Annotated in this window: 19 protein-coding genes; 10 read left to right on the forward strand and 9 right to left on the reverse strand. The window is 71.6% G+C overall.

Annotated features, from left to right (window positions below; all coding sequences use genetic code 11):
• The first annotated feature begins 68 nt into the window (after nucleotides 1-68).
• A complete protein-coding gene (locus tag ACZ6TB_RS27790) occupies nucleotides 69-2156 on the forward strand; it encodes a methyl-accepting chemotaxis protein (protein WP_465558536.1) in 2088 nt (695 codons plus the stop codon).
• Here ACZ6TB_RS27790 and ACZ6TB_RS27795 read toward each other — a convergent pair.
• The 3 genes from ACZ6TB_RS27795 to ACZ6TB_RS27805 are packed head-to-tail and all read right to left on the reverse strand — an operon-like array spanning nucleotide 2146 to nucleotide 3473.
• Entirely contained in the window at nucleotides 2146-2595 is a 450-nt protein-coding gene (locus ACZ6TB_RS27795) for an SRPBCC domain-containing protein (RefSeq protein WP_465558538.1), read from the reverse strand. The genes ACZ6TB_RS27790 and ACZ6TB_RS27795 overlap by 11 nt on opposite strands.
• On the reverse strand, nucleotides 2592-2927 hold the full coding sequence (locus ACZ6TB_RS27800) for an ArsR/SmtB family transcription factor (RefSeq protein ID WP_465558540.1): 336 nt from the start codon (nucleotides 2925-2927) through the stop codon (nucleotides 2592-2594). Before ACZ6TB_RS27800 ends, ACZ6TB_RS27795 begins: the two co-directional genes overlap by 4 nt.
• Nucleotides 2928-2939: 12 nt before the next feature.
• Entirely contained in the window at nucleotides 2940-3473 is a 534-nt protein-coding gene (locus tag ACZ6TB_RS27805) for a dihydrofolate reductase family protein (RefSeq protein ID WP_465558542.1), read from the reverse strand.
• Nucleotides 3474-3593: 120 nt separating this feature from the next.
• Between ACZ6TB_RS27805 and ACZ6TB_RS27810 the strand changes: the two genes are divergently transcribed.
• From ACZ6TB_RS27810 to ACZ6TB_RS27820, 3 genes are all read left to right on the forward strand, one after another.
• Complete coding sequence (locus tag ACZ6TB_RS27810; protein ID WP_465558544.1) at nucleotides 3594-4835, forward strand: MFS transporter; 1242 nt, start codon at nucleotides 3594-3596, stop codon at nucleotides 4833-4835.
• Between the two features lie 13 nt (nucleotides 4836-4848).
• Nucleotides 4849-6255 carry a glutamate--tRNA ligase gene (gltX, locus tag ACZ6TB_RS27815; protein ID WP_465558545.1) on the forward strand — a complete coding sequence of 469 codons (1407 nt, stop codon included), beginning with the start codon at nucleotides 4849-4851 and terminating at the stop codon, nucleotides 6253-6255.
• 330 nt (nucleotides 6256-6585) lie between these two features.
• A complete protein-coding gene (locus ACZ6TB_RS27820) occupies nucleotides 6586-7245 on the forward strand; it encodes a hypothetical protein (RefSeq protein ID WP_465558547.1) in 660 nt (219 codons plus the stop codon).
• Between the two features lie 5 nt (nucleotides 7246-7250).
• On the opposite strand, the gene ACZ6TB_RS27825 is transcribed toward ACZ6TB_RS27820, so the two are convergent.
• The 4 genes from ACZ6TB_RS27825 to ACZ6TB_RS27840 form a co-directional block, all read right to left on the reverse strand.
• Nucleotides 7251-8027, reverse strand: a complete 777-nt coding sequence (locus tag ACZ6TB_RS27825) for a hypothetical protein (RefSeq protein ID WP_465558549.1) — start codon at nucleotides 8025-8027, stop codon at nucleotides 7251-7253.
• Complete coding sequence (locus ACZ6TB_RS27830) at nucleotides 8024-8500, reverse strand: SigE family RNA polymerase sigma factor (RefSeq protein WP_465558551.1); 477 nt, start codon at nucleotides 8498-8500, stop codon at nucleotides 8024-8026. The genes ACZ6TB_RS27825 and ACZ6TB_RS27830 overlap by 4 nt, the downstream gene beginning before the upstream one ends.
• 46 nt (nucleotides 8501-8546) lie before the next feature.
• The gene (locus tag ACZ6TB_RS27835; RefSeq protein WP_465558553.1) at nucleotides 8547-9098 is read right to left on the reverse strand and encodes a TetR/AcrR family transcriptional regulator; all 552 of its coding nucleotides are present in this window, start codon (nucleotides 9096-9098) and stop codon (nucleotides 8547-8549) included.
• A gap of 70 nt (nucleotides 9099-9168) precedes the next feature.
• Nucleotides 9169-9393: a hypothetical protein gene (locus tag ACZ6TB_RS27840; RefSeq protein ID WP_465558555.1), complete on the reverse strand. Its 225-nt coding sequence runs from the start codon at nucleotides 9391-9393 to the stop codon at nucleotides 9169-9171.
• A 289-nt stretch (nucleotides 9394-9682) separates the two neighbouring features.
• Between ACZ6TB_RS27840 and ACZ6TB_RS27845 the strand changes: the two genes are divergently transcribed.
• From ACZ6TB_RS27845 to fabF, 5 genes are all read left to right on the forward strand, one after another.
• A complete protein-coding gene (locus ACZ6TB_RS27845; protein ID WP_465558644.1) occupies nucleotides 9683-10873 on the forward strand; it encodes a PucR family transcriptional regulator in 1191 nt (396 codons plus the stop codon).
• A 155-nt stretch (nucleotides 10874-11028) separates the two neighbouring features.
• Nucleotides 11029-11958, forward strand: a complete 930-nt coding sequence (locus tag ACZ6TB_RS27850; RefSeq protein WP_465558557.1) for an ACP S-malonyltransferase — start codon at nucleotides 11029-11031, stop codon at nucleotides 11956-11958.
• A complete protein-coding gene (locus ACZ6TB_RS27855) occupies nucleotides 11955-12908 on the forward strand; it encodes a beta-ketoacyl-ACP synthase III (protein WP_465558559.1) in 954 nt (317 codons plus the stop codon). The genes ACZ6TB_RS27850 and ACZ6TB_RS27855 overlap by 4 nt, the downstream gene beginning before the upstream one ends.
• Nucleotides 12909-12967: 59 nt before the next feature.
• Entirely contained in the window at nucleotides 12968-13210 is a 243-nt protein-coding gene (locus ACZ6TB_RS27860; protein ID WP_020516670.1) for an acyl carrier protein, read from the forward strand.
• A 1-nt stretch (nucleotide 13211) separates the two neighbouring features.
• Entirely contained in the window at nucleotides 13212-14438 is a 1227-nt protein-coding gene (gene fabF / locus ACZ6TB_RS27865; protein ID WP_465558561.1) for a beta-ketoacyl-ACP synthase II, read from the forward strand.
• Nucleotides 14439-14442: 4 nt separating this feature from the next.
• Here the strand turns inward: fabF and ACZ6TB_RS27870 are convergent, their stop codons facing one another.
• Together ACZ6TB_RS27870 and ACZ6TB_RS27875 are read right to left on the reverse strand one after the other, a co-directional pair.
• Nucleotides 14443-16116, reverse strand: coding sequence for a glycoside hydrolase family 3 protein (locus ACZ6TB_RS27870; protein WP_465558563.1), 1674 nt, complete (start codon nucleotides 16114-16116; stop codon nucleotides 14443-14445).
• Between the two features lie 12 nt (nucleotides 16117-16128).
• On the reverse strand, nucleotides 16129-16620 hold the full coding sequence (locus tag ACZ6TB_RS27875; protein ID WP_465558564.1) for a DUF3145 domain-containing protein: 492 nt from the start codon (nucleotides 16618-16620) through the stop codon (nucleotides 16129-16131).
• 234 nt (nucleotides 16621-16854) lie between these two features.
• On the opposite strand from ACZ6TB_RS27875, the gene ACZ6TB_RS27880 reads away from it, so the two are divergent.
• Entirely contained in the window at nucleotides 16855-17181 is a 327-nt protein-coding gene (locus ACZ6TB_RS27880) for a hypothetical protein (RefSeq protein WP_465558566.1), read from the forward strand.
• Nucleotides 17182-17528 lie beyond the last annotated feature (347 nt).

Genomic DNA, 17528 nt, shown 5'->3' on the forward strand with positions numbered 1-17528 from the left:
GGCCCGTTGTCGCTCAGACGAGGCGCAACGCGGCCGATCAGTCCTGGGTGAGACGTCGCGGTCTGCAGATGAGTCATCAGTTGCTCGCCCTCGGCCTGGGCGGTGTGCTGATCACCGCCGTCGTCCTGCTCGGGGTCGGCGCCGTGGAGAGCGGCCACTTCGCCGGGCACACCGAGGACGAGGTGGCCGCGCAGACCCGGGAGAGCCTGGACCGCGCGACCGCGGACGCCCGGGCGCTGGTGAAGTCGGTCGGCGACGACGTGCAGGGCCTGGTCGACCAGCAGATGACGGCGGCCGACGTGTTCCTGTCCCAGCGCGGCGGCGCGCACCTCGCCTCGGCGACCAGCACCTGGACCGCGACCAACCAGGTCACCAAGGCCAAGAAGACGGTCTCGGTACGGCGGATGACCATCGACGGCGACACGCTGGCGCCGGATGCCGCCCTGGCCGCGTCGCGCTTCGTCGAGCGGACCAAGGCCCTGGTCGGCGGCGAGGTCACCGTCTTCCAGCGGATGGACGACGCCGGCGACCTGCTGCGGGTCGACACCACGATCAAGGGCAACGTCGGCACGTACATCCCCGCCGTCGGCGCCGACGGCAAGCCGAACGCCGTGGCCACCGCGATCAAGTCGGGCAAAGGCTACCGCGGCGTCGCGCAGGTCGTGGGCGTCCCGTTCATCACCGGGTACGACCCGATCAAGGACGGCTCCGGCAAGGTGATCGGCGCGCTGTTCGCCGGCGTGCCCCAGGCCGACGCGCTGGCCAGCCTGACCTCCGCGATCGCCGCCATGAAGGTCGGCGCCAACGGCTGGACCTCGGTGTTCAGCACCGCCGCCGCGGACGCCGGCCGGGTGATCGCGTCGAGCCTCGACGGCCTCCCCGGCCAGAACGTGCTGGATGCCACCGACGCCGGCGGCGCGAAGTACGTGCAGGAGATCGTGACCAAGGCGCCGACCCTGGGCGACGACATCTGGCTGACCACCTACCACCTGCCGGGCACCGCGAGCGGGAAGGCCGGCGCCACCACGACCATGGTCGCCTTCTACAAGCCGTACCAGTGGGCGATCGCGGTCGGCGGCTACAACGCGGACGCGAACGGCGCCATCGATGCGGTCCGCAGCGGGCGGCGAGACATGCTCTACTCGTTCGTGCTGGCCGCGGTGCTGCTGGCGGTCGGCGGCGCCGCACTGGCCGTGCTCCAGGCCCGGCGCATCTCGCGGCGGCTGCGGAAGCTGACCGACGCCCTGTCCCGGCTCGCCCATCGTGACCTGACGGTGACGGTCGACGTGCGCGGCACCGACGAGATCGCGGTGGCCGGCGAGGAACTGAACACGGCGGTGGCCGAGCTGCGCGGCGTGATGACCGAGGTGACCGGCGCCTCGCACGAGGTCTCGGCGGCCGCCCAGCAGGTGGCCTCGAACGGCGGCGTGCTGTCCTCCTCGGCCGACGCGGCAGCGACCCGGGCCGGCTCGGTCAACGTGGCCGCCGAGAGCGTGTCGACCGTGGTGCAGACGGTGGCCGCGGGCGCCGACGAGATGGGCGCGTCGATCTCCGAGATCTCCAGCAACGCCCAGGACGCGGCGCAGGCCGGGCGGGACGGGGTGGCGCTGACCGCGGCCGCGGCCGGCGTGATCACCGAGCTGCGGGGTTCCACGACCAAGATCGCGGATGTCGTACGCCTGATTGCCAGCATCGCCGAGCAGACCAACCTCCTGGCGCTGAACGCCACGATCGAGGCCGCCCGCGCCGGCGAGACCGGCAAGGGCTTCGCGGTCGTCGCCAACGAGGTCAAGGAGCTCGCCCAGGAGACGGCCCGGGCGACCGAGGACGTCACGAGCCGGGTCGCGGCGATCGAGGGTGACACCACCCGGGCGGTCTCCGCGATCGAGGCCATCACCGCCCGGATCGCCCAGGTCAACGACTACCAGACGGCGATCGCCGCGGCCGTGGAGGAACAGGCCGCGACGACCGCCGAGATGGCCCGCAACATCGCCGAGGTGGCGGCCGGCAGCCGGGACATCGCCGAGGGCATCGGCGTGGTGAGCGGTGCCGTCGACGGCACCCGGCAGACGGTGAGCGCCTCGCACCGGTCGGCCGACGAGCTGAACGCGACCGCCGGCCGCCTCACCGATCTGGTCGGGCGCTTCACCGTGTGAGGTGGGCGGCCAGCTTGTCGAACTGCTGGTTGGTGCCGGCGACCATGAAGCCCTGGATGACGTCGGTCGAGTAGCCGGCGTAGTGGTTGACCATCTCGGTGCGCCCGTCGCCGAGGTCGCGGAACGTGATCGTCGACCGGCCGCCGCCGATGCCGCGCTGCCCGTCCCACTCGAACTCGAGGACCACCGGCTCGTCGACCTTGGTGAACCGCATGTCGGAGGGGAACTCGGCGCCGCTCTCGTCGGACACCATCGTCAACCGGAAGACGCCGCCGGGGCGTACGTCCAGCTCGACGCTCTCCCGCGGCGTGTGCATGCCGGCCGGGCCCCACCACCGCCAGATCTGGTCGGGGTCGGTCCAGGCCCGCCAGACCAGCGCGGGCGGCGCCTCGAACACGCGCACGATGTCGAGCTCGCGGAATGTCATCTCGCCGGTCATCGGTCGGTCCCCTTCAGCAGCGTCTTGAGGTGGGCGTCGAGCTTGTCGTAGCTCTGCTCCCAGAACTGGCGGTAGCGACCCAGGAAGTCGCTGGCCTCGCGCAGCGGCTCGGCCTCGAGCGTGCAGGGCCGCCACTGCGCCTGCCGCCCGCGGGAGATGAGGCCGGCCCGCTCGAGCACCTTGAGGTGCTTGGAGATGGCCGGAAGCGTCAGCTCGAACGGCTCGGCGATCTGGTTGACCGTCGCCGGGCCGTCGGCCAGCCGGGCCAGGATCGCCCGGCGGGTCGGGTCGGCCAGCGCCCCGAACACGACGGAGAGCTGATCCGTGGCCACGTCCTACGCCTCTCAGGCCGGAATGTAGGTGATGACCTCGACGCCGGTCTGCGTCTTCCAGGCGCCGGTCAGCGTCAGGGCGATCTTGGTGCCGTCATCCCACAGCTTGCGGCCCTCGCCCTGCACGACCGGGTAGATCATGATGCGGTACTCGTCGATCAGGTTGTGCTTGGTCAGGTAGTTGACCAGCGAGGCGCTGCCGTTGATCAGCAGGTTGCCGGGCTCGGTCTTGAGCTTGGCCACCGCGTCGGCGACCTCTCCCTGCAGGAACGTCGCGTTCCACTCCGGCTCGGTGAGCGAGGTGGTGGCGACGTGCTTGGGCATCGAGTTCATCTTCACCCCGAAGTCGCCGGTCTCGGCCTCCATCTGCGGCCAGGCGGCCTTGAAGCCCTCGTACGTCTTGCGGCCGAGCAGCAGCGCGTCGGCCTCCTGGAGATTGGCCGCCTGCCACTGCGCCAGCTCGTCGTTGAAATACGGTCCGCTCCAGGCCGGCTCCTCGAAGACGCCGTCCAGAGTCGTGTACTCGACCGCCACGATCTTGCCCATTTCGATCTCCTCGGTAGTTTCCCACTTGGTTAATTAGCTGATTGGTAAATTACACCCGAGAGAGACCCTCGTCAACCTGTCTGACATTCCGTAAGCTCTCCGCTACGGAGGGGAGGATCGATGGCAATCACGGAAGGCACGGCCGCTCTCGCCGAGCCCGTCGTCCCGGTCCGGCGGTCCTGGATCGGCCTGCTCTTCGCCGCCAACCTGGGTCTCTGGATGGCCTTTTACACGCCGCTCCAGGTGCTGCTGCCCGAGCAGATCGAAGACCTCGGGGTGGCGCACAAGGAGATCTGGCTCGGCATCGTCACCGGCATCGGCGCGATCGTCGCCGTGGTGGTCAACCCGCTGGCCGGCGCCCTCTCCGACCGCACCCGGCCGCGCCTGTTCGGCCGGCAGTTCGGCCGGCGGCACATCTGGACCGCCGGCGGCGCCGTGCTGCTCTTCCTCTGCCTGCTCGTCCTCGCCGTCGCGCCCAACCTGTTCTGGATCACCGTCGGCTGGGCCGTCGCCAACGTGGGCATCAACATCATGCTGGCGACGCTGACCTCGGCCGTGCCCGACCGCGTGCCGGTCGATCAGCGCGGGCTGGTCTCGGGCTGGATCGGCATGCCGGTGGCGCTGGGCCTGGTGCTCGGCGCCATCCTGGTCACCGCCGTGGTCACCACCCCGCCGCCGGGCTATCTGATCATCGCGTTCGGCATGATCCTGCTGGTGGCGCCCTTCGTCCTGCGGACGCCGGACGACCCGCTCGGCGAGGCCCGGATCCCGCGCATCTCGTTCCGGCTCGACCTGCGCGGCAACCCCGACTTCGCCTGGGCCTGGGTCACCCGGTTCCTGGTCATGCTGGGCAACGCGCTCGGCACGCTCTACCTGCTCTACTTCCTGACCGACGAGGTGAAGCTCGACGACCCGGACACCGGCCTGCTCTACATGATCCTGCTCTACACGGTCGGCATGATCGGCACGGCGATGCTGAGCGGCTGGCTCTCCGACCGGGCCGGCAAGCGCAAGGTCTTCGTGGTCTGGTCCGGGGTGATCATCGCGGTCGCCGCGATCCTGCTGGCGGTCTGGCCCACCTGGCCGGTCGCGATGGTGGCCTCGGTGCTGTTCGGCGCCGGCTTCGGCGTCTACCTGGCGGTCGACACCGCGGTGGTGACCCAGGTGCTGCCCGCCGCCACCGACCGGGCCAAGGACATCGGGGTCATCAACATCGCCCCCTCGGTGTCGCAGGCGCTCGGCCCGGTGCTGGCCGCCCCGGTCGTCGCCTATCTCGGCGGCTACCCGTCGCTGTTCGTGCTGACCGCGCTGACCAGCCTGGCCGGAGCACTGGCCGTCCTGAAAATCCGTTCGGTCCGGTAGGTAGTCTGGTCGGGTGACTGTTCGCGTACGTTTCGCCCCGTCCCCGACCGGCATGTTCCACGTCGGCGGCGCCCGCTCGGCGCTGCAGAACTGGATCTACGCCAAGCAGCACGACGGCGTCTTCGTGCTCCGCATCGAGGACACCGACGCCGCCCGCAACCGTCCCGAGTGGACCGAGGGCATCCTCTCGGCGCTCGACTGGATCGGCATCGAGCGCGGGACGTACGAGGGACCCCATTACCAGTCGTCGTACGCGGAGGACCACACCGCCGCCTCGACCCGTCTCTACGGCGAGGGCAAGGCGTACTACTGCGGCTGCAAGCGCGAGGACGTGATCGCGCGCACCGGCAACCAGCACGCGGGTTACGACGGCTTCTGCCGCGACAAGAACCTCGGGCCGGGCGAGGGCCGCGCGCTGCGCTTCCGCACGCCCGACGTCGGCGAGACCGTGGTCGAGGACCTGGTGCGCGGCAAGCCCACGTTCGAGAACAAGCTGATCGAGGACTTCGTGATCGCCCGCGGCGACGGCTCGCCGCTGTTCCTGCTGGCCAACGTCGTCGACGACATGACCATGGGGATCACCCACGTGATCCGGGCCGAGGAGCACCTGCCCAACACGCCCAAGCAGCAGATGCTGTGGGAGGCGCTGGGCCACACCCCGCCGGTCTGGGCGCACGTCCCGGTCATCGTCAACGAGAAGCGGCAGAAGCTGTCCAAGCGCCGCGACAAGGTCGCCCTCGAGTCCTACCGCGACGAGGGCTACCTGGCCGCCGCCATGAAGAACTACCTGATGCTGCTCGGCTGGGCCCCCTCGGGCGACCGCGAGATCGTCCCGTGGCAGGTCATCGAGGACGAGTTCCGCATCGAGGACGTCAACCACGCGTCCGCGTTCTTCGACATCAAGAAGCTGCGCGCGTTCAACGGCGACTACATCCGCGCGCTCGCCCCCGACGAGTTCGCGGCGGTCTGCGCGCCGTGGCTGCAGGGCACCGACACGATCGCGGCCCCGCCGTGGAACCCGGACGCCTTCGACGCGCAGGTCTTCGCGGCGGTCGCCCCGCTCGCGCAGACCCGCATCGCGGTGCTCGCCGAGATCGTGGACTACGTCGACTTCCTCTTCCTCGACGAGCCGGCGCGCGACGAGGCGTCCTGGGCCAAGGCGATGAAGGGCGACGCCGGCGAGATCCTGGACGCGACGGCCACGGCGTTCGAGGCGCTCGAGGTCTGGGCGGCCGAGCCGCTGAAGGCCGCGCTCGAGGAGGTCGGCCTGGCCCGCGAGCTCAAGCTGGGCAAGACCCAGGCGCCGGTACGCGTCGCGGTCACCGGGCGTTCGGTCGGCCTGCCGCTGTTCGAGTCGCTCGAGGTGCTCGGCCGCGAGCGCACGCTGAGTCGCCTGCGCGCGGCGCGCGCCGCTCTCTGAGCTCATAGGGCTGCGTCGCCCTCTAAATAGCTCTATATCGTATTTGCCGCCCGCGGCGCCATCGTTGCCCGTCATTCCGGTAACGAAAACGCTGAGCGGGGTGACCAGGGCAGCAACCGCTTGCCGGCTGTGGGTACTATTCGGCCGCTGATCAACGGCCGTTGTCGCTTCGTCGGTCATCCCCAGATGGCTTCAAATCGTCCGGCTCGAGATGCGCCCGGGCGTCAGTCCGGGGGAGGCTGAGGTGGCTCCGGCCGTGCCGCGCGACTCGTCGCGGCACGACCAGCGGCGCGCGAAGCCATGTCCACCACGGGGCGGGGAGGCCGGACGATGGTTCGAGGGGCGATCACACGGTTGACGACGGCGGCCGGCTCACTGGCCGTCGCTTTCGCGCTCACCCTCGGTGTCGCACCGGCGGCCCAGGCCGCGCCGAAGCCGCCCGCCAAGCCGACCAGCATCCAGATCACCGGCAAGGACATCAACGGCACGCTCATCGTCGACCCGACCGACGGCGCCCGCCTGTTCGACACGCTGCTGGCCGAGGTCAACTGGATGTCGAGCGCCAAGCCGCAGACGACCGCGCCCAAGGCCGACAAGCTTGGGCCGAAATACAAGCTGAGCGTCATGGCCAAGACCGTCCCGCTCCAGGAGTACGAGCTGTACCCGATGGCGGCCGGCGGTCCCCGCGCCCACCGCCCGGCCAACCAGCCCAGCGGCAAGAAGGACGACGGCTGGTTCTACGGCCGGCTCACCATGTCGGAGACGCTGCGCCTGTCCGGCGTCCCGCTCAAGGCCAAGCCCGACGTGATCAACGGCGGCATCGGCGGTGGCGTCGGCGAGGACCTCAACTCCGGCGAGATCGACCCGGTGACCGGCGTCACCACGTTCCTCCAGCGGATGCGCGAGCTGCTGCTGCTCAACGGCGGCGTGCTGATCGTCATCCTGTTCGGCCTGGCCGGCATCGCGTTCCTGATCCGCCGCCGGGTCTAGTCCCGCTAGCCGGTCTGCTCGGTCGGCACCGGCACCTGGAAGACCGGGCACGCGTCGGCCGCCGGTCCCGAGCACTTCTCGTCCGGGCCGAAGGCGTCGAAGAGGCGCTTGTCGGTCGCGACCTTCTCGACCTGCGCCCCGGTGAGGCCCGGCTTGCCGCCCGACGGGCTGTCCGTGCCACGCTCGCCGGCGGCCATCACGGCGACCGTGCGGCCGTCCGAGATGCGCCGGGCGATGGTCTCGTGCACCTGCCAGTCCGGGTCCTGGTCGTCGTCGTAGCGGACGTACTCGATCCCGGCCGGCGCCCACTCGGTGTGCGCGCATTTGCCCGGCGCGGCGACCACCGGGAAGCACAGGTCCTTCTCGACGGCGTAGACGGCGACCTCGACGGTGCCGCGCAGCTTGCCGTCCCGGTCCGTCACGGAGTACAGCCGCCAGCCGTCGCCGCGCTCGGGCGGCCGCGGGTAGACGTGCATCTTGTCGCCGACCGCGGGCGCGAGCAGCGCCAGCACCCGGTCCACGACGGCCGACGGCGCCGTCACCGCGCTGGGCGGCGCCGACGCGGCCGGCGCTTCCTTCGTCGTGGCGGGCATCAGCGTGGTGGTGAGGATCCAGCCGGCCGCGGCGATCACGACGACCGCGGTGACGCCGGCCGCGAGCAGCGACCGGGCGCGGCGACGGCGCAGGCGGTCGGCGCGGCGGAAGATCTCGTCGACCGCGTCGCCGGTCTCGGGCTCGCCGTCGAGGACGTGCTCGAGCAGGCTGTTCAGCTGCACGGTCATCCGGCCAGCGCCGCCTCGGAGTCGGTGAGCAACTGCTCGAGGGCGGCCAGGCCGGCCCGCTCGTAGGCGGCGACCCGCTCGTCGTCGAGGTCGAGCATGGCGCCGACCGCGTCCACGTCGAAGCCGTCCCAGTGCCGCAGGATCAGCACCGCCCGGCAGCGCGGGGCCAGCTTGTGCAGGGCGTCGAGCAACAGGATCGACTCGGCCGCGACGCCCTCGGCGCCGGCCGCGGCCACGAAGACGTGCTCGCGACGGCGGTTGCGGCGGCGGCAGGCCTCCATGAGGTCCGCGTACGCGTAGACGTCCGGGTCGGCGACCGCGCCCCGGCGGCTGTCGGCCACGACCCGGGCCAGGCAGGTCTCGGTCAGCTCGGTGGCCAGCTCCCAGTCGCCGCACATCAGGAACGCCGACCGGCGCAGGTGCGGGAGGCGGCTGGTCACGAACTCGCGCAGACCATTCTCGTCGCCGGACATGATCCCTTTATAGGAAAATCTCGGCGCGCGCACCGGCAAAGAGGGGTCAGGACGCCCGAACGGCGACCTCCACCAGGCGTACGAGATCGGTCAGATCCGCCTCGAACTCGGCCGCCGCGTCTCCGGAAGCCGCGGGCGGGAGGCCACCGGTGACCTCGCCGGTCGCGTGACCGAGCAGGAACGCGCCGATCATCCGGCCCAGCCGGGGAACCTGGGAGCCGGGCACGCCCGCGTCGTGCAGGATCCCGCGCAGCGCCGCGGTGAGCCAGGCGGCGGAGGCGCCGGCCGCCGACCGGTTCAGCAGCAGCGGGAAGGCGCCGGGATGGGCGTACGCGAGCTGGCGGACGGCCCGGCCCAGCGCGATCAGCCGGCGCCGCCAGTCGATGCCGTCACCGGAGTCGACGGCCGAGCCCAGCTCCTGGTGCAACAGGTCGACCAGGCCGTCGAGCAACGCGTCCTTGCCGCCCACGTACGGGTAGAGCGCCATCGAGGTGAGCCCGACCCGCTCGGCCACGGCCCGCATCGACATCGCTGCCAGCCCGCGCTCGTCGACCAGCGCGAGCGCCTGGTCCAGGATCAGCCGCCTTTTGTCTTCCACGACCTCACCGTGTCCATCCACCGGCGCGGCCGCTTCCGGACGCGCCGGAGTGCTCCCCCGACCGAGTGACTCAGCACCAGCGGCCGGGTGGCCGGCCGCGACCGGCGGCGCGGCGGCGCGGCCGGACCGCGCCGTGCAGATGGGCGCCCGCCCAGCCACGCAGCTCCGTGCGGCAGCCCATCCGGCTCGGACCCGTCATCGGCTCGTCCTCGACGGCCGGAGCCACCGGAGGCGCCTGGTCCTCGAGCGCGGGATCGATGTCGGCGCGCAGCGGCACGTCATCCCGTTCCGTCATCTCGTCGCCTCCCCCAACCTTCACGCGGTTCCATCGGCCGCGCGGCCGCCGGCCTTACCTTCCGGGCCGGTGACCCGCGCAACGCTAGGACGACACCCTGCCAGGTCACCGACCGAAATCGCGGTAGGGGCGCACCGCTATCCCGACAAACAACCCAAATTGGTACACAAGCCCCGTGCATTGCGCGCATTTGGCCCGCCACCTGCGGACTTACCCGTATCCCCGCGGATCCGCCCCGAGCGGGACAGAGCGGTTGCGGGTCGTGGTTCCCGGGCCGCGGCGTGGCACGCTGTGCTGCGTGGCACCTCCCGGGACGACCAAGCCGCCGCTCGCCGCCACCCTGCGCCGCATCGAGCGCAACGCCGGCGGCCTGGCCACCTCGGCCATGGCGCGGATGGACGAGACCCTCCCCTGGTTCCGCGCGCTCCCGGCCGACCAGCGCTCCTGGGTCATGCTCGTGGCCCAGGCCGGCGTCCGCTCGCTGGTCGAGTGGCTGCGCTCGGGCGGCACCGTCGCGAACACCCAGGAGATCTCCGACGAGGTCTTCGCGGCCGCGCCCCGCGCGCTGGCCCGGTCGATCACGCTGACCCAGGCCGTCCAGCTGATCAAGGTGACCATCGACGTGGCCGAGTCCGAGGTCGGCAAGCTGGCCGCGGCCGGCGAGGAGGAGGCCCTGCTCCAGGCCATCCTCAAGTTCTCCCGCGAGATCGCCTTCTCGGCCGCCCGGGTCTACGCCCGGGCCGCCGAGTCGCGCGGCGCCTGGGACGCGCGCCTGCAGGCCATGCTGGTCGACGCCCTGCTGCGCGGCGACTCGTCGGACGTGCTGGCCAGCCGGGCCGCCGCCCTGGGCTGGGCCGACGCGCCCCCGGTCGCGGTCGTGGTCGGCCGCTCCCCCGGCGGCGAGATCACCTCGGTGCTGCACGCCGTCTACCGCGCCGCCCGCCGGGCCCGGCTCGAGGTGATCGGCGGCGTGCACGGCGACCGGCTCGTGGTGGTGATGGGCGGCGTCACCGACCCGGCCGCCAGCGCCGCCGCGCTCGCCGACAGCTTCGGCGACGGCCCGGTGGTGGTCGGCCCGGCCGTGCCCTCGCTCGACCAGGCCACCGAGTCGGCCCGGGCCGCCCTGGCCGGCTTCCGCGCCGCCCCGGCCTGGCCCGGCGCGCCCAGCCCGGTGGCCGCCGACGACCTGCTGCCCGAGCGGGCCCTGGCCGGCGACCTGGCGGCCCGGCGCGCGCTGCGGCACGACGTGCACGGGTCGCTGACCCGGGCCGGCGGCGGCCTGCTCGAGACGCTCGACGCATTCTTTGCCGCCGGCGGGGTACTGGAGAGTGCGGCCCGCGAGCTCTACGTGCACCCCAACACCGTGCGGTACCGGCTGAAGCGGGTCGCCGAGGTCACCGGCCTCTCCCCGCTCGACGGGCGGGACGCGTTCGCGCTGCGGCTGGCGATGACGATCGGGCGCCTCGACCCTGCGACCTAAATCACCGAAGGCTCGTTCACCTTCACGATCGCTACAAATGGTGCGCAAGTGGGCCAAGCATAGGGCCCTTTTGTAGGATCCCTACAACGACGGTCGTAGGGTTTCGTCGCCGCCGTCACCCCCGCTCGGCCCCTCCATCCGGAAGAGTCAGAACCGTGCTCGCCGTACTCTCCCCCGGCCAGGGTTCCCAGAAGCCCGGCTTCCTGACCCCCTGGCTCGATCTCCCCGGTGCCGCCGACCGGCTCGCCGCCTGGTCCGAGCTGGCCGGTCTCGACCTGCGCCACCTCGGCACCGAGGCCGGCGCCGACGAGATCAAGGACACCGCCCGCACCCAGCCGCTGCTGGTCGCCGCCGCCCTGCTGGCCGGTGAGCAGCTGCCGCTGGCCGGCGTCGGCGTGGTGGCCGGGCACAGCGTCGGCGAGCTGGGCGCGGCCGCGCTCGCCGGGGTCTTCCCGGCCGAGGCCGCGATCACGCTGGCCGCCGTCCGCGGCCGCGAGATGGCCGCGGCCTGCGCCCTCGAGCCGACCGGCATGAGCGCCGTCCTCGGCGGCGGCCCCGACGAGGTGGTCGCCACGATCGAGCGGCACGGCCTCTACCCGGCCAACCGCAACGGCGCCGGCCAGATCGTCGCGGCCGGCTCGCTGGAGGGGCTGGCCAAGTTCGCGGCCGAGCCGCCGGCCCGCGCCCGGGTCATCGCGCTGGCGGTGGCCGGCGCGTTCCACACGCCGTACATGGCGCCGGCCGAGACCGCGCTGGGCGCCGTCGCCGGCGACGTCACGGTCACCGACCCGGCCCGGGTGCTGCTGTCCAACCTCGACGGCACGTCCGTCACCGACGGCGGCGAGATGCTCCGGCGGCTGGTGCGCCAGGTCACGGCCCCCGTTCGGTGGGACCTCTGCATGCGGACGCTCAAGGAGCTCGGTGTCACCGGCATCATCGAGCTGCCACCGGCCGGCACCCTGGCCGGCCTGGTCAAGCGCGAGCTCAAAGGCGAGGGCGCGCCCGAGATCGTCACCCTGGGTTCGCCGGACGACCTGCCTGCCGCCCGCGACCTGATCGCCCGTAACGGAGGAGCAGCACTATGACAGCCGCGGGTTCCCGCATCGTCGCCCTGGGCCACTACCAGCCCTCGCGCATCGTCACCAACGACGACCTGGCCAGCACGATCGACACCAACGATGCCTGGATCAAGGACCGGGTCGGCATCGCCGAGCGGCGCATCGCGGGCGCCGAGAGCGTCGCCGACATGGCCACCTACGCGGCCGAGAAGGCGCTCGCCAACTCGGGGCTGACCGCCGCCGACATCGACCTCGTCACGGTCGCCACCTGCACCTCGATCGACCGCTGCCCCAACGTCGCCACCCGGGTCGCGGCCCGGCTCGGCATCGCGGCCCCGGCCGCCTTCGACCTGAACACCGCCTGCTCCGGCTTCTCCTACGCGGTGGGCACCGCCGACCACGCGATCCGGGCCGGCGCGGCCCGCAACGCCATCGTGATCGGCGCCGAGAAGCTCTCCGACGTCACCGACTGGACCGACCGCACCACCGCCGTGCTCTTCGGCGACGGCGCCGGCGCGGCCGTGATCACCGCGGTTCCCGACGGCGAGCCGGCCGGGATCGGCCCGGTGCTCTGGGGCTCGGCGCCGGACAAGGGCGACGTCCTGAAGATCGAGGGCTGGCAGCCGTACATCCAGCAGGAGGGCCAGATCGTCTTCCGCTGGGCGACCACCGCGCTCGCCCCGTTCGCCCGCGAGACCTGCGAGAAGGCCGGCGTCGACGTCTCCGAGCTGGCCGCCTTCATCCCGCACCAGGCCAACGCCCGGATCATCGACGGCATCGTCAAGCGGCTCGGCCTCGGTCCCGACGTGGTCGTGGCCAAGGACCTGGTCGAGTCCGGCAACACCTCCGCGGCGAGCATCCCGCTGGCCCTGTCCAAGCTCGTCGAGCGCCGGGAGGTGCCCTCGGGCGCCCCGGTCCTGCTCTTCGGCTTCGGCGGCGGCCTCACGTACGCCGGCCAGGTCGTCCGCTGCCCGTAAGCGGCGACCGACCCGGACGGACCACCCTGATAAATCAGTTGAGAGGAAAACCCGAGAAAATGGCAACTCGCGAAGAAATCACTTCCGGCCTCGCCGAGATCCTGGAGGAGGTCGCCGGGGTGAACCCGGACGACGTCGCCGAGGAGAAGTCCTTCACCGACGACCTGGACGTCGACTCGCTGTCCATGGTCGAGGTCGTGGTGGCCGCCGAGGAGAAGTTCGGCGTCAAGATCCCCGACAACGAGGTGCAGAACCTCAAGACCGTCGGCGACGCCGTCTCCTACATCGAGGCGAATCACTGACATGAGCAACGTAGACGTCGTCGTCACCGGGCTCGGCGCGACCACCCCGTTGGGCGGGGACGTCGCGTCCACCTGGGACGCCATGCTCGCGGGCCGCTCCGGGGTGAGGGCACTCACCCAGGAGTGGGCCGCACAGATGCCGGCCAAGATCGCGGCCGAGCTCGCCGTGGAACCGTCCGAGGTGCTCGAGCGGGTGCGCCTGCGCCGGCTCGACCGCTCCGAGGCGATCGCCCTGATCGCCGCCAAGCAGGCCTGGGCCGACTCCGGCCTCGAGGGCTCCGGGCTCGACCCCGAGCGGCTCGGCGTCAGCTTCGGCAGCGGCATCGGCGGGGCCATGACCCTGCTCAACCAGGACGACATCCTCGAGGAGTCGGGCCCGCGCCGGGTCAGCCCGCACACCGTGCCGATGCTGATGCCGAACGGACCGGCGGCCTGGATCGGCATCGACTTCCAGGCCCGGGCCGGCGTGCACGCCATGGCCAGCGCCTGCGCCACCGGCGCCGAGGCGCTCGCCCTGGGCCTCGACATCATCCGCTCCGGCCGGGCCGACGTGGTCATCGCGGGCGGCACCGAGGCGGTCATCCACCCGCTTCCCTTCGCCGGGTTCACCGCGATGCGCGCCATGTCGACGCGCAACGACGAACCCGAGAAGGCGTCCCGCCCCTGGGACAAGAACCGCGACGGCTTCGTCTTCGGCGAGGGCTCCGGGGCGGTCATCCTGGAGCGCGCCGACCACGCCGCCGCGCGTGGCGCCCGGGTCTACGCCCGGCTCGCCGGCGCCGGCATCACGTCGGACGGCTTCGACATCGTGCAGCCCGACCCGGAGTGCAAGGGCGGCATCCGCGCGATGACCAAGGCGATCCAGGACTCCGGCCTGACCGGCGGCGACATCGTGCACGTCAACGCGCACGCCACCTCGACCCCGGCCGGCGACATGGGCGAGATCGTGGGCATCAAGGCCGCGGTCGGCCGGCACCCCGTGATCACCTCGACCAAGTCGATGTCGGGTCACCTGCTCGGCGCGGCCGGCGCGCTCGAGTCGATCGCGACCATCCTCGCCATCCGGGACAGCGTGGTTCCCCCCACGATCAACCTGGACGACCCGGACGAGCGCCTCGACCTCGACGTGGCGGCGCACAAGTCGCGCGCCCTCGACATCCCGGCGGCGATGAACAACTCGTTCGGTTTCGGCGGTCACAACGTGGCGCTGGTCTTCACCCGCGTGTGAACCCCTAGCAGGCGGTACGAGGCAGTCCAGTGACGGCGACCGGCGACTTGCCGGTCGCCTTCGCTTTTCCGGCGATGACCGCGGCCAGGGCGGCCAGGGACAGCTTGCTCGACGAGTACGTGGCGATGAGCGTGGGCGACTTGGCCGAGGCGAGCAGATAGGGCGTGTCCATCATGACCGTGATGGCCGCGGACTGGTCCAGATCGAGGGGGCTGTCGCCGTACCCGACCAGGTGGATGATTTTGCCGCCCGCGGCCTGGACCGGTACGCCCGCCGTTTGCAGCGCCTTGACCAGGTTGACCCTTGCGACCTCGCGGCCGTCGGCCGCCGTGACCGTGACCGGGCCGGTGAGCAGCGGGGCGCCGGTGCAGGCGCCCTTGAGAATCGTGATCGAGGCGGCGTCGAGGGCTGCTACGGCCTGCTCATGGTTTGTCGTCTCCCCGGCTGGCGTCGTCTTCTTCGCCTTCAGCGTCAGGATCCGGGTCACGGCCTCGACCAGGCGCTCCTTCTTCAGAGAGCCGTCCTTGAGGCCGGCCAGGATGCCGTCCCGGGCCTTCGTGATGTCGGGCGGCATGAGCAGCATGTCGTTGCCGGCGTTGAGCGCACGCACCGCCGCCTCCCCGGGCGGCCACTGCATGGCGGGCGGCATGTTCATGGCGTCGGTGATCGCCACCCCGCCGAACTTCAGCGTGCCGCGCAGCTCGTCCGTCATGATCTTGTGCGAGAACGTGGCCGGTACGCCCTTGTCGAGCGCCTGGACGTCGAGGTGGCCGGACATCACGACATCGGCGCCGGCCGTCACGCCCGCCTGGAAGGGCGGCAGATCCTGGGCGGTCCAGTCGGCCTTGCTCTGCTTCACCACGGGCAGGGTCGCGTGGCTGTCGCCGTCGGTGTGGCCGTGGCCCGGGAAGTGCTTGAGGGCAGCCGCGACGCCGGCCGAGCGCAACCCGCGCACGGCGGCGGCGACCTGGTCCGCGTTGGCCTTGGGGTCAGCGCCGAACGACCGGGAGCCGATCACGGTGTTGGCCGGCGGCCCGAGGGTGTCGGCGTCCGGGGCGAAGTCGACGGTGATGCCCATGGCCGCCAGCTCCTCGCCGGCCGCGTGCCAGGCCGCCTCGGTCAGGGCCGGCTGCCCCGCGGCGCCGGCGCCCATCGCGGACGGCAGCATGGTCACGCCGTTGGTGACCCGGGTGACGACGCCGTACTCCTGATCGGTGCCGATCATCAGCGGCGGCATCTGCGCCTGCCGGGCCGCCGCCTGGAGGCCGTCGGTGAGCTTGCGGACCTGCTGCGGGCTCTCCACGTTGGTCGCCGGGTTGGTGGAGCCGGTCGGGTCCTGCGCCGTGAAGCTGACCAGGATGAGACCGCCGAGATGGAACTTGGCGACCATCTCGGCCGGCGTGTCCACCCCGGCCAGGCCCTGGTTGCCGGCCGCCGAGGTCTTGTCCACCGTGGTCGCGTCGCTGCCGTAGGCGTACGGCACGAGGACCTGACCGGCCAGATCGGCGTCGCTCATCGCGGCCACCTGCTCGGCTACGGTCTTTTCTTCCGTGACCGGTGAACTAGGTGGGACCGCTGTTTTCGGGGCGGGCGTCGTGGGCGTCTCGTCCTTGCCGCACGCGGCCAGCAACGTCGCGGCGGCCAGGACGAACGGCAGGGTCCTCTTCACGCGCGCCATCGTATGTGCGCTTTATCCCACCCGGGTCAGCAGCGTGACCGGTGCGCCGTCGCCCGCGTACCGATAAGGCTCGAGCTCGGCGTCCCACGCCGTGCCGAGCGCCTTGTCGAGGGCATGCGAAAGAGCCTCCGGCGCTCGCGCGGAGGCCATCAGCGCGCGCAGCCGGTCCTCGCCGAGCTGGATGTCCCCGGACGCGCCCATGATCCCGTGGAAGAGCCCGCGGCCCGGCACGTGCATGAAACGTTCGCCGTCCATGCCCGGGCTGGGTTCCTCGGTAACCTCGAAACGGATCATGGGCCACTGCCGGAGGGCAGCAGCCAGCTCAGCGCCGGTCCCGGCCCGTCCGGTCCAGCTGCATTCGGCCCGTCGCGCGCCGGGATCAACCGGCTGGGCGGTCCATTGCAGGTTGACCGGCGCGGTCAGGACGCGCGCGATCGCCCACTCGACGTGTTGGCACACGGCGAGCGGGGTCGAGTGGACGTATACGACGCCACACGTTGGCACGGTGACCTCCCGGAGACCGAGGTGCGTCTTCCCCTACGACCTCGACCGCGGTTGATCGTGTCCCATGATGCCGGTTGGTACTGATGGTGCGCCAGAGAATCGGCAACATCGACATCTTCGCAGCCCGTCGTGGCCCAGTCTTCTCAACGGCCGGACCTGCTCCGACGGCACGGGCCCTCCGGAATCGTGTAGAGTTGCACCGGCCTTTTTTCTGTTTCCTCAAGGAGTACCGCCGTGGCGAGCAACACCTCTAAGACCGCCCGCGCATCAGTTCGCGCGGGCCAGAGCAGCGCCGGTGCGCTCAGCGTTCTCGGTGAGTACAAATACCTCATCCCGCTCGCCAGTGGCCGCTTCGCCTACGTGCGCAACCTGACGAACGGCAAGACGGCGCACCTCAAGACCGACTCCGAGGCTTTCGTCGAGGAGATCCGCATCCTCTCGGCCGCCGGCCACGGCGCCAAGATCCGCGCCGAACTCGAGGCGCTCAACACCGCCCACCCGCAGGACGGCTGGGGCGCCACCGAGAAGCGCCTGGTCGACGCGGGCGTGTTCGAGGGCTGACGCACCACCCGAAAGAGGCGCCCCGGCCCGCCGGAGGCGCCTTTTTCGCGCCCACTGATCATCAGCCCACCGAGATCATCTCGGCACGATCCCGACAAATGGCCATATATGCGGCGCGGCGGCTTCGCCGGCGTGCGCCCTTAACGGCTGTGCCGCGCTCCGCTCGTTGGCCACGTCACGCCCGGGCCTGCTGGCAGCGCCACGCCTCCGTGGCACGCTCGGCCCGTTGAACACGCCACGCCACGCCACACCCCGGCCTGCTGACAGCGCCACGCTCCCGTCGCCATGCCACGCTCGGCCCGTTAGCCACGCCACGCCCCGGCCCGCTGGCAGCGCCACGCTCCCGT

The organism is Actinoplanes sp. NPDC051537, assembly GCF_055586105.1.

Bases quoted from the DNA above. Each gene is read 5' to 3' on its own strand.
- ACZ6TB_RS27790 (WP_465558536.1), top strand. From the start codon at position 69: ATGAGTCATCAGTTGCTCGCCCTCGGCCTGGGCGGTGTGCTGATCACC.
- ACZ6TB_RS27795 (WP_465558538.1), bottom strand. From the start codon at position 2,595: ATGACCGGCGAGATGACATTCCGCGAGCTCGACATCGTGCGCGTGTTC.
- ACZ6TB_RS27805 (WP_465558542.1), bottom strand. From the start codon at position 3,473: ATGGGCAAGATCGTGGCGGTCGAGTACACGACTCTGGACGGCGTCTTC.
- ACZ6TB_RS27810 (WP_465558544.1), top strand. From the start codon at position 3,594: ATGGCAATCACGGAAGGCACGGCCGCTCTCGCCGAGCCCGTCGTCCCG.
- ACZ6TB_RS27820 (WP_465558547.1), top strand. From the start codon at position 6,586: ATGGTTCGAGGGGCGATCACACGGTTGACGACGGCGGCCGGCTCACTG.
- ACZ6TB_RS27825 (WP_465558549.1), bottom strand. From the start codon at position 8,027: ATGACCGTGCAGCTGAACAGCCTGCTCGAGCACGTCCTCGACGGCGAG.
- ACZ6TB_RS27830 (WP_465558551.1), bottom strand. From the start codon at position 8,500: ATGTCCGGCGACGAGAATGGTCTGCGCGAGTTCGTGACCAGCCGCCTC.
- ACZ6TB_RS27840 (WP_465558555.1), bottom strand. From the start codon at position 9,393: ATGACGGAACGGGATGACGTGCCGCTGCGCGCCGACATCGATCCCGCG.
- ACZ6TB_RS27855 (WP_465558559.1), top strand. From the start codon at position 11,955: ATGACAGCCGCGGGTTCCCGCATCGTCGCCCTGGGCCACTACCAGCCC.
- ACZ6TB_RS27860 (WP_020516670.1), top strand. From the start codon at position 12,968: ATGGCAACTCGCGAAGAAATCACTTCCGGCCTCGCCGAGATCCTGGAG.
- fabF (WP_465558561.1), top strand. From the start codon at position 13,212: ATGAGCAACGTAGACGTCGTCGTCACCGGGCTCGGCGCGACCACCCCG.
- ACZ6TB_RS27870 (WP_465558563.1), bottom strand. From the start codon at position 16,116: ATGGCGCGCGTGAAGAGGACCCTGCCGTTCGTCCTGGCCGCCGCGACG.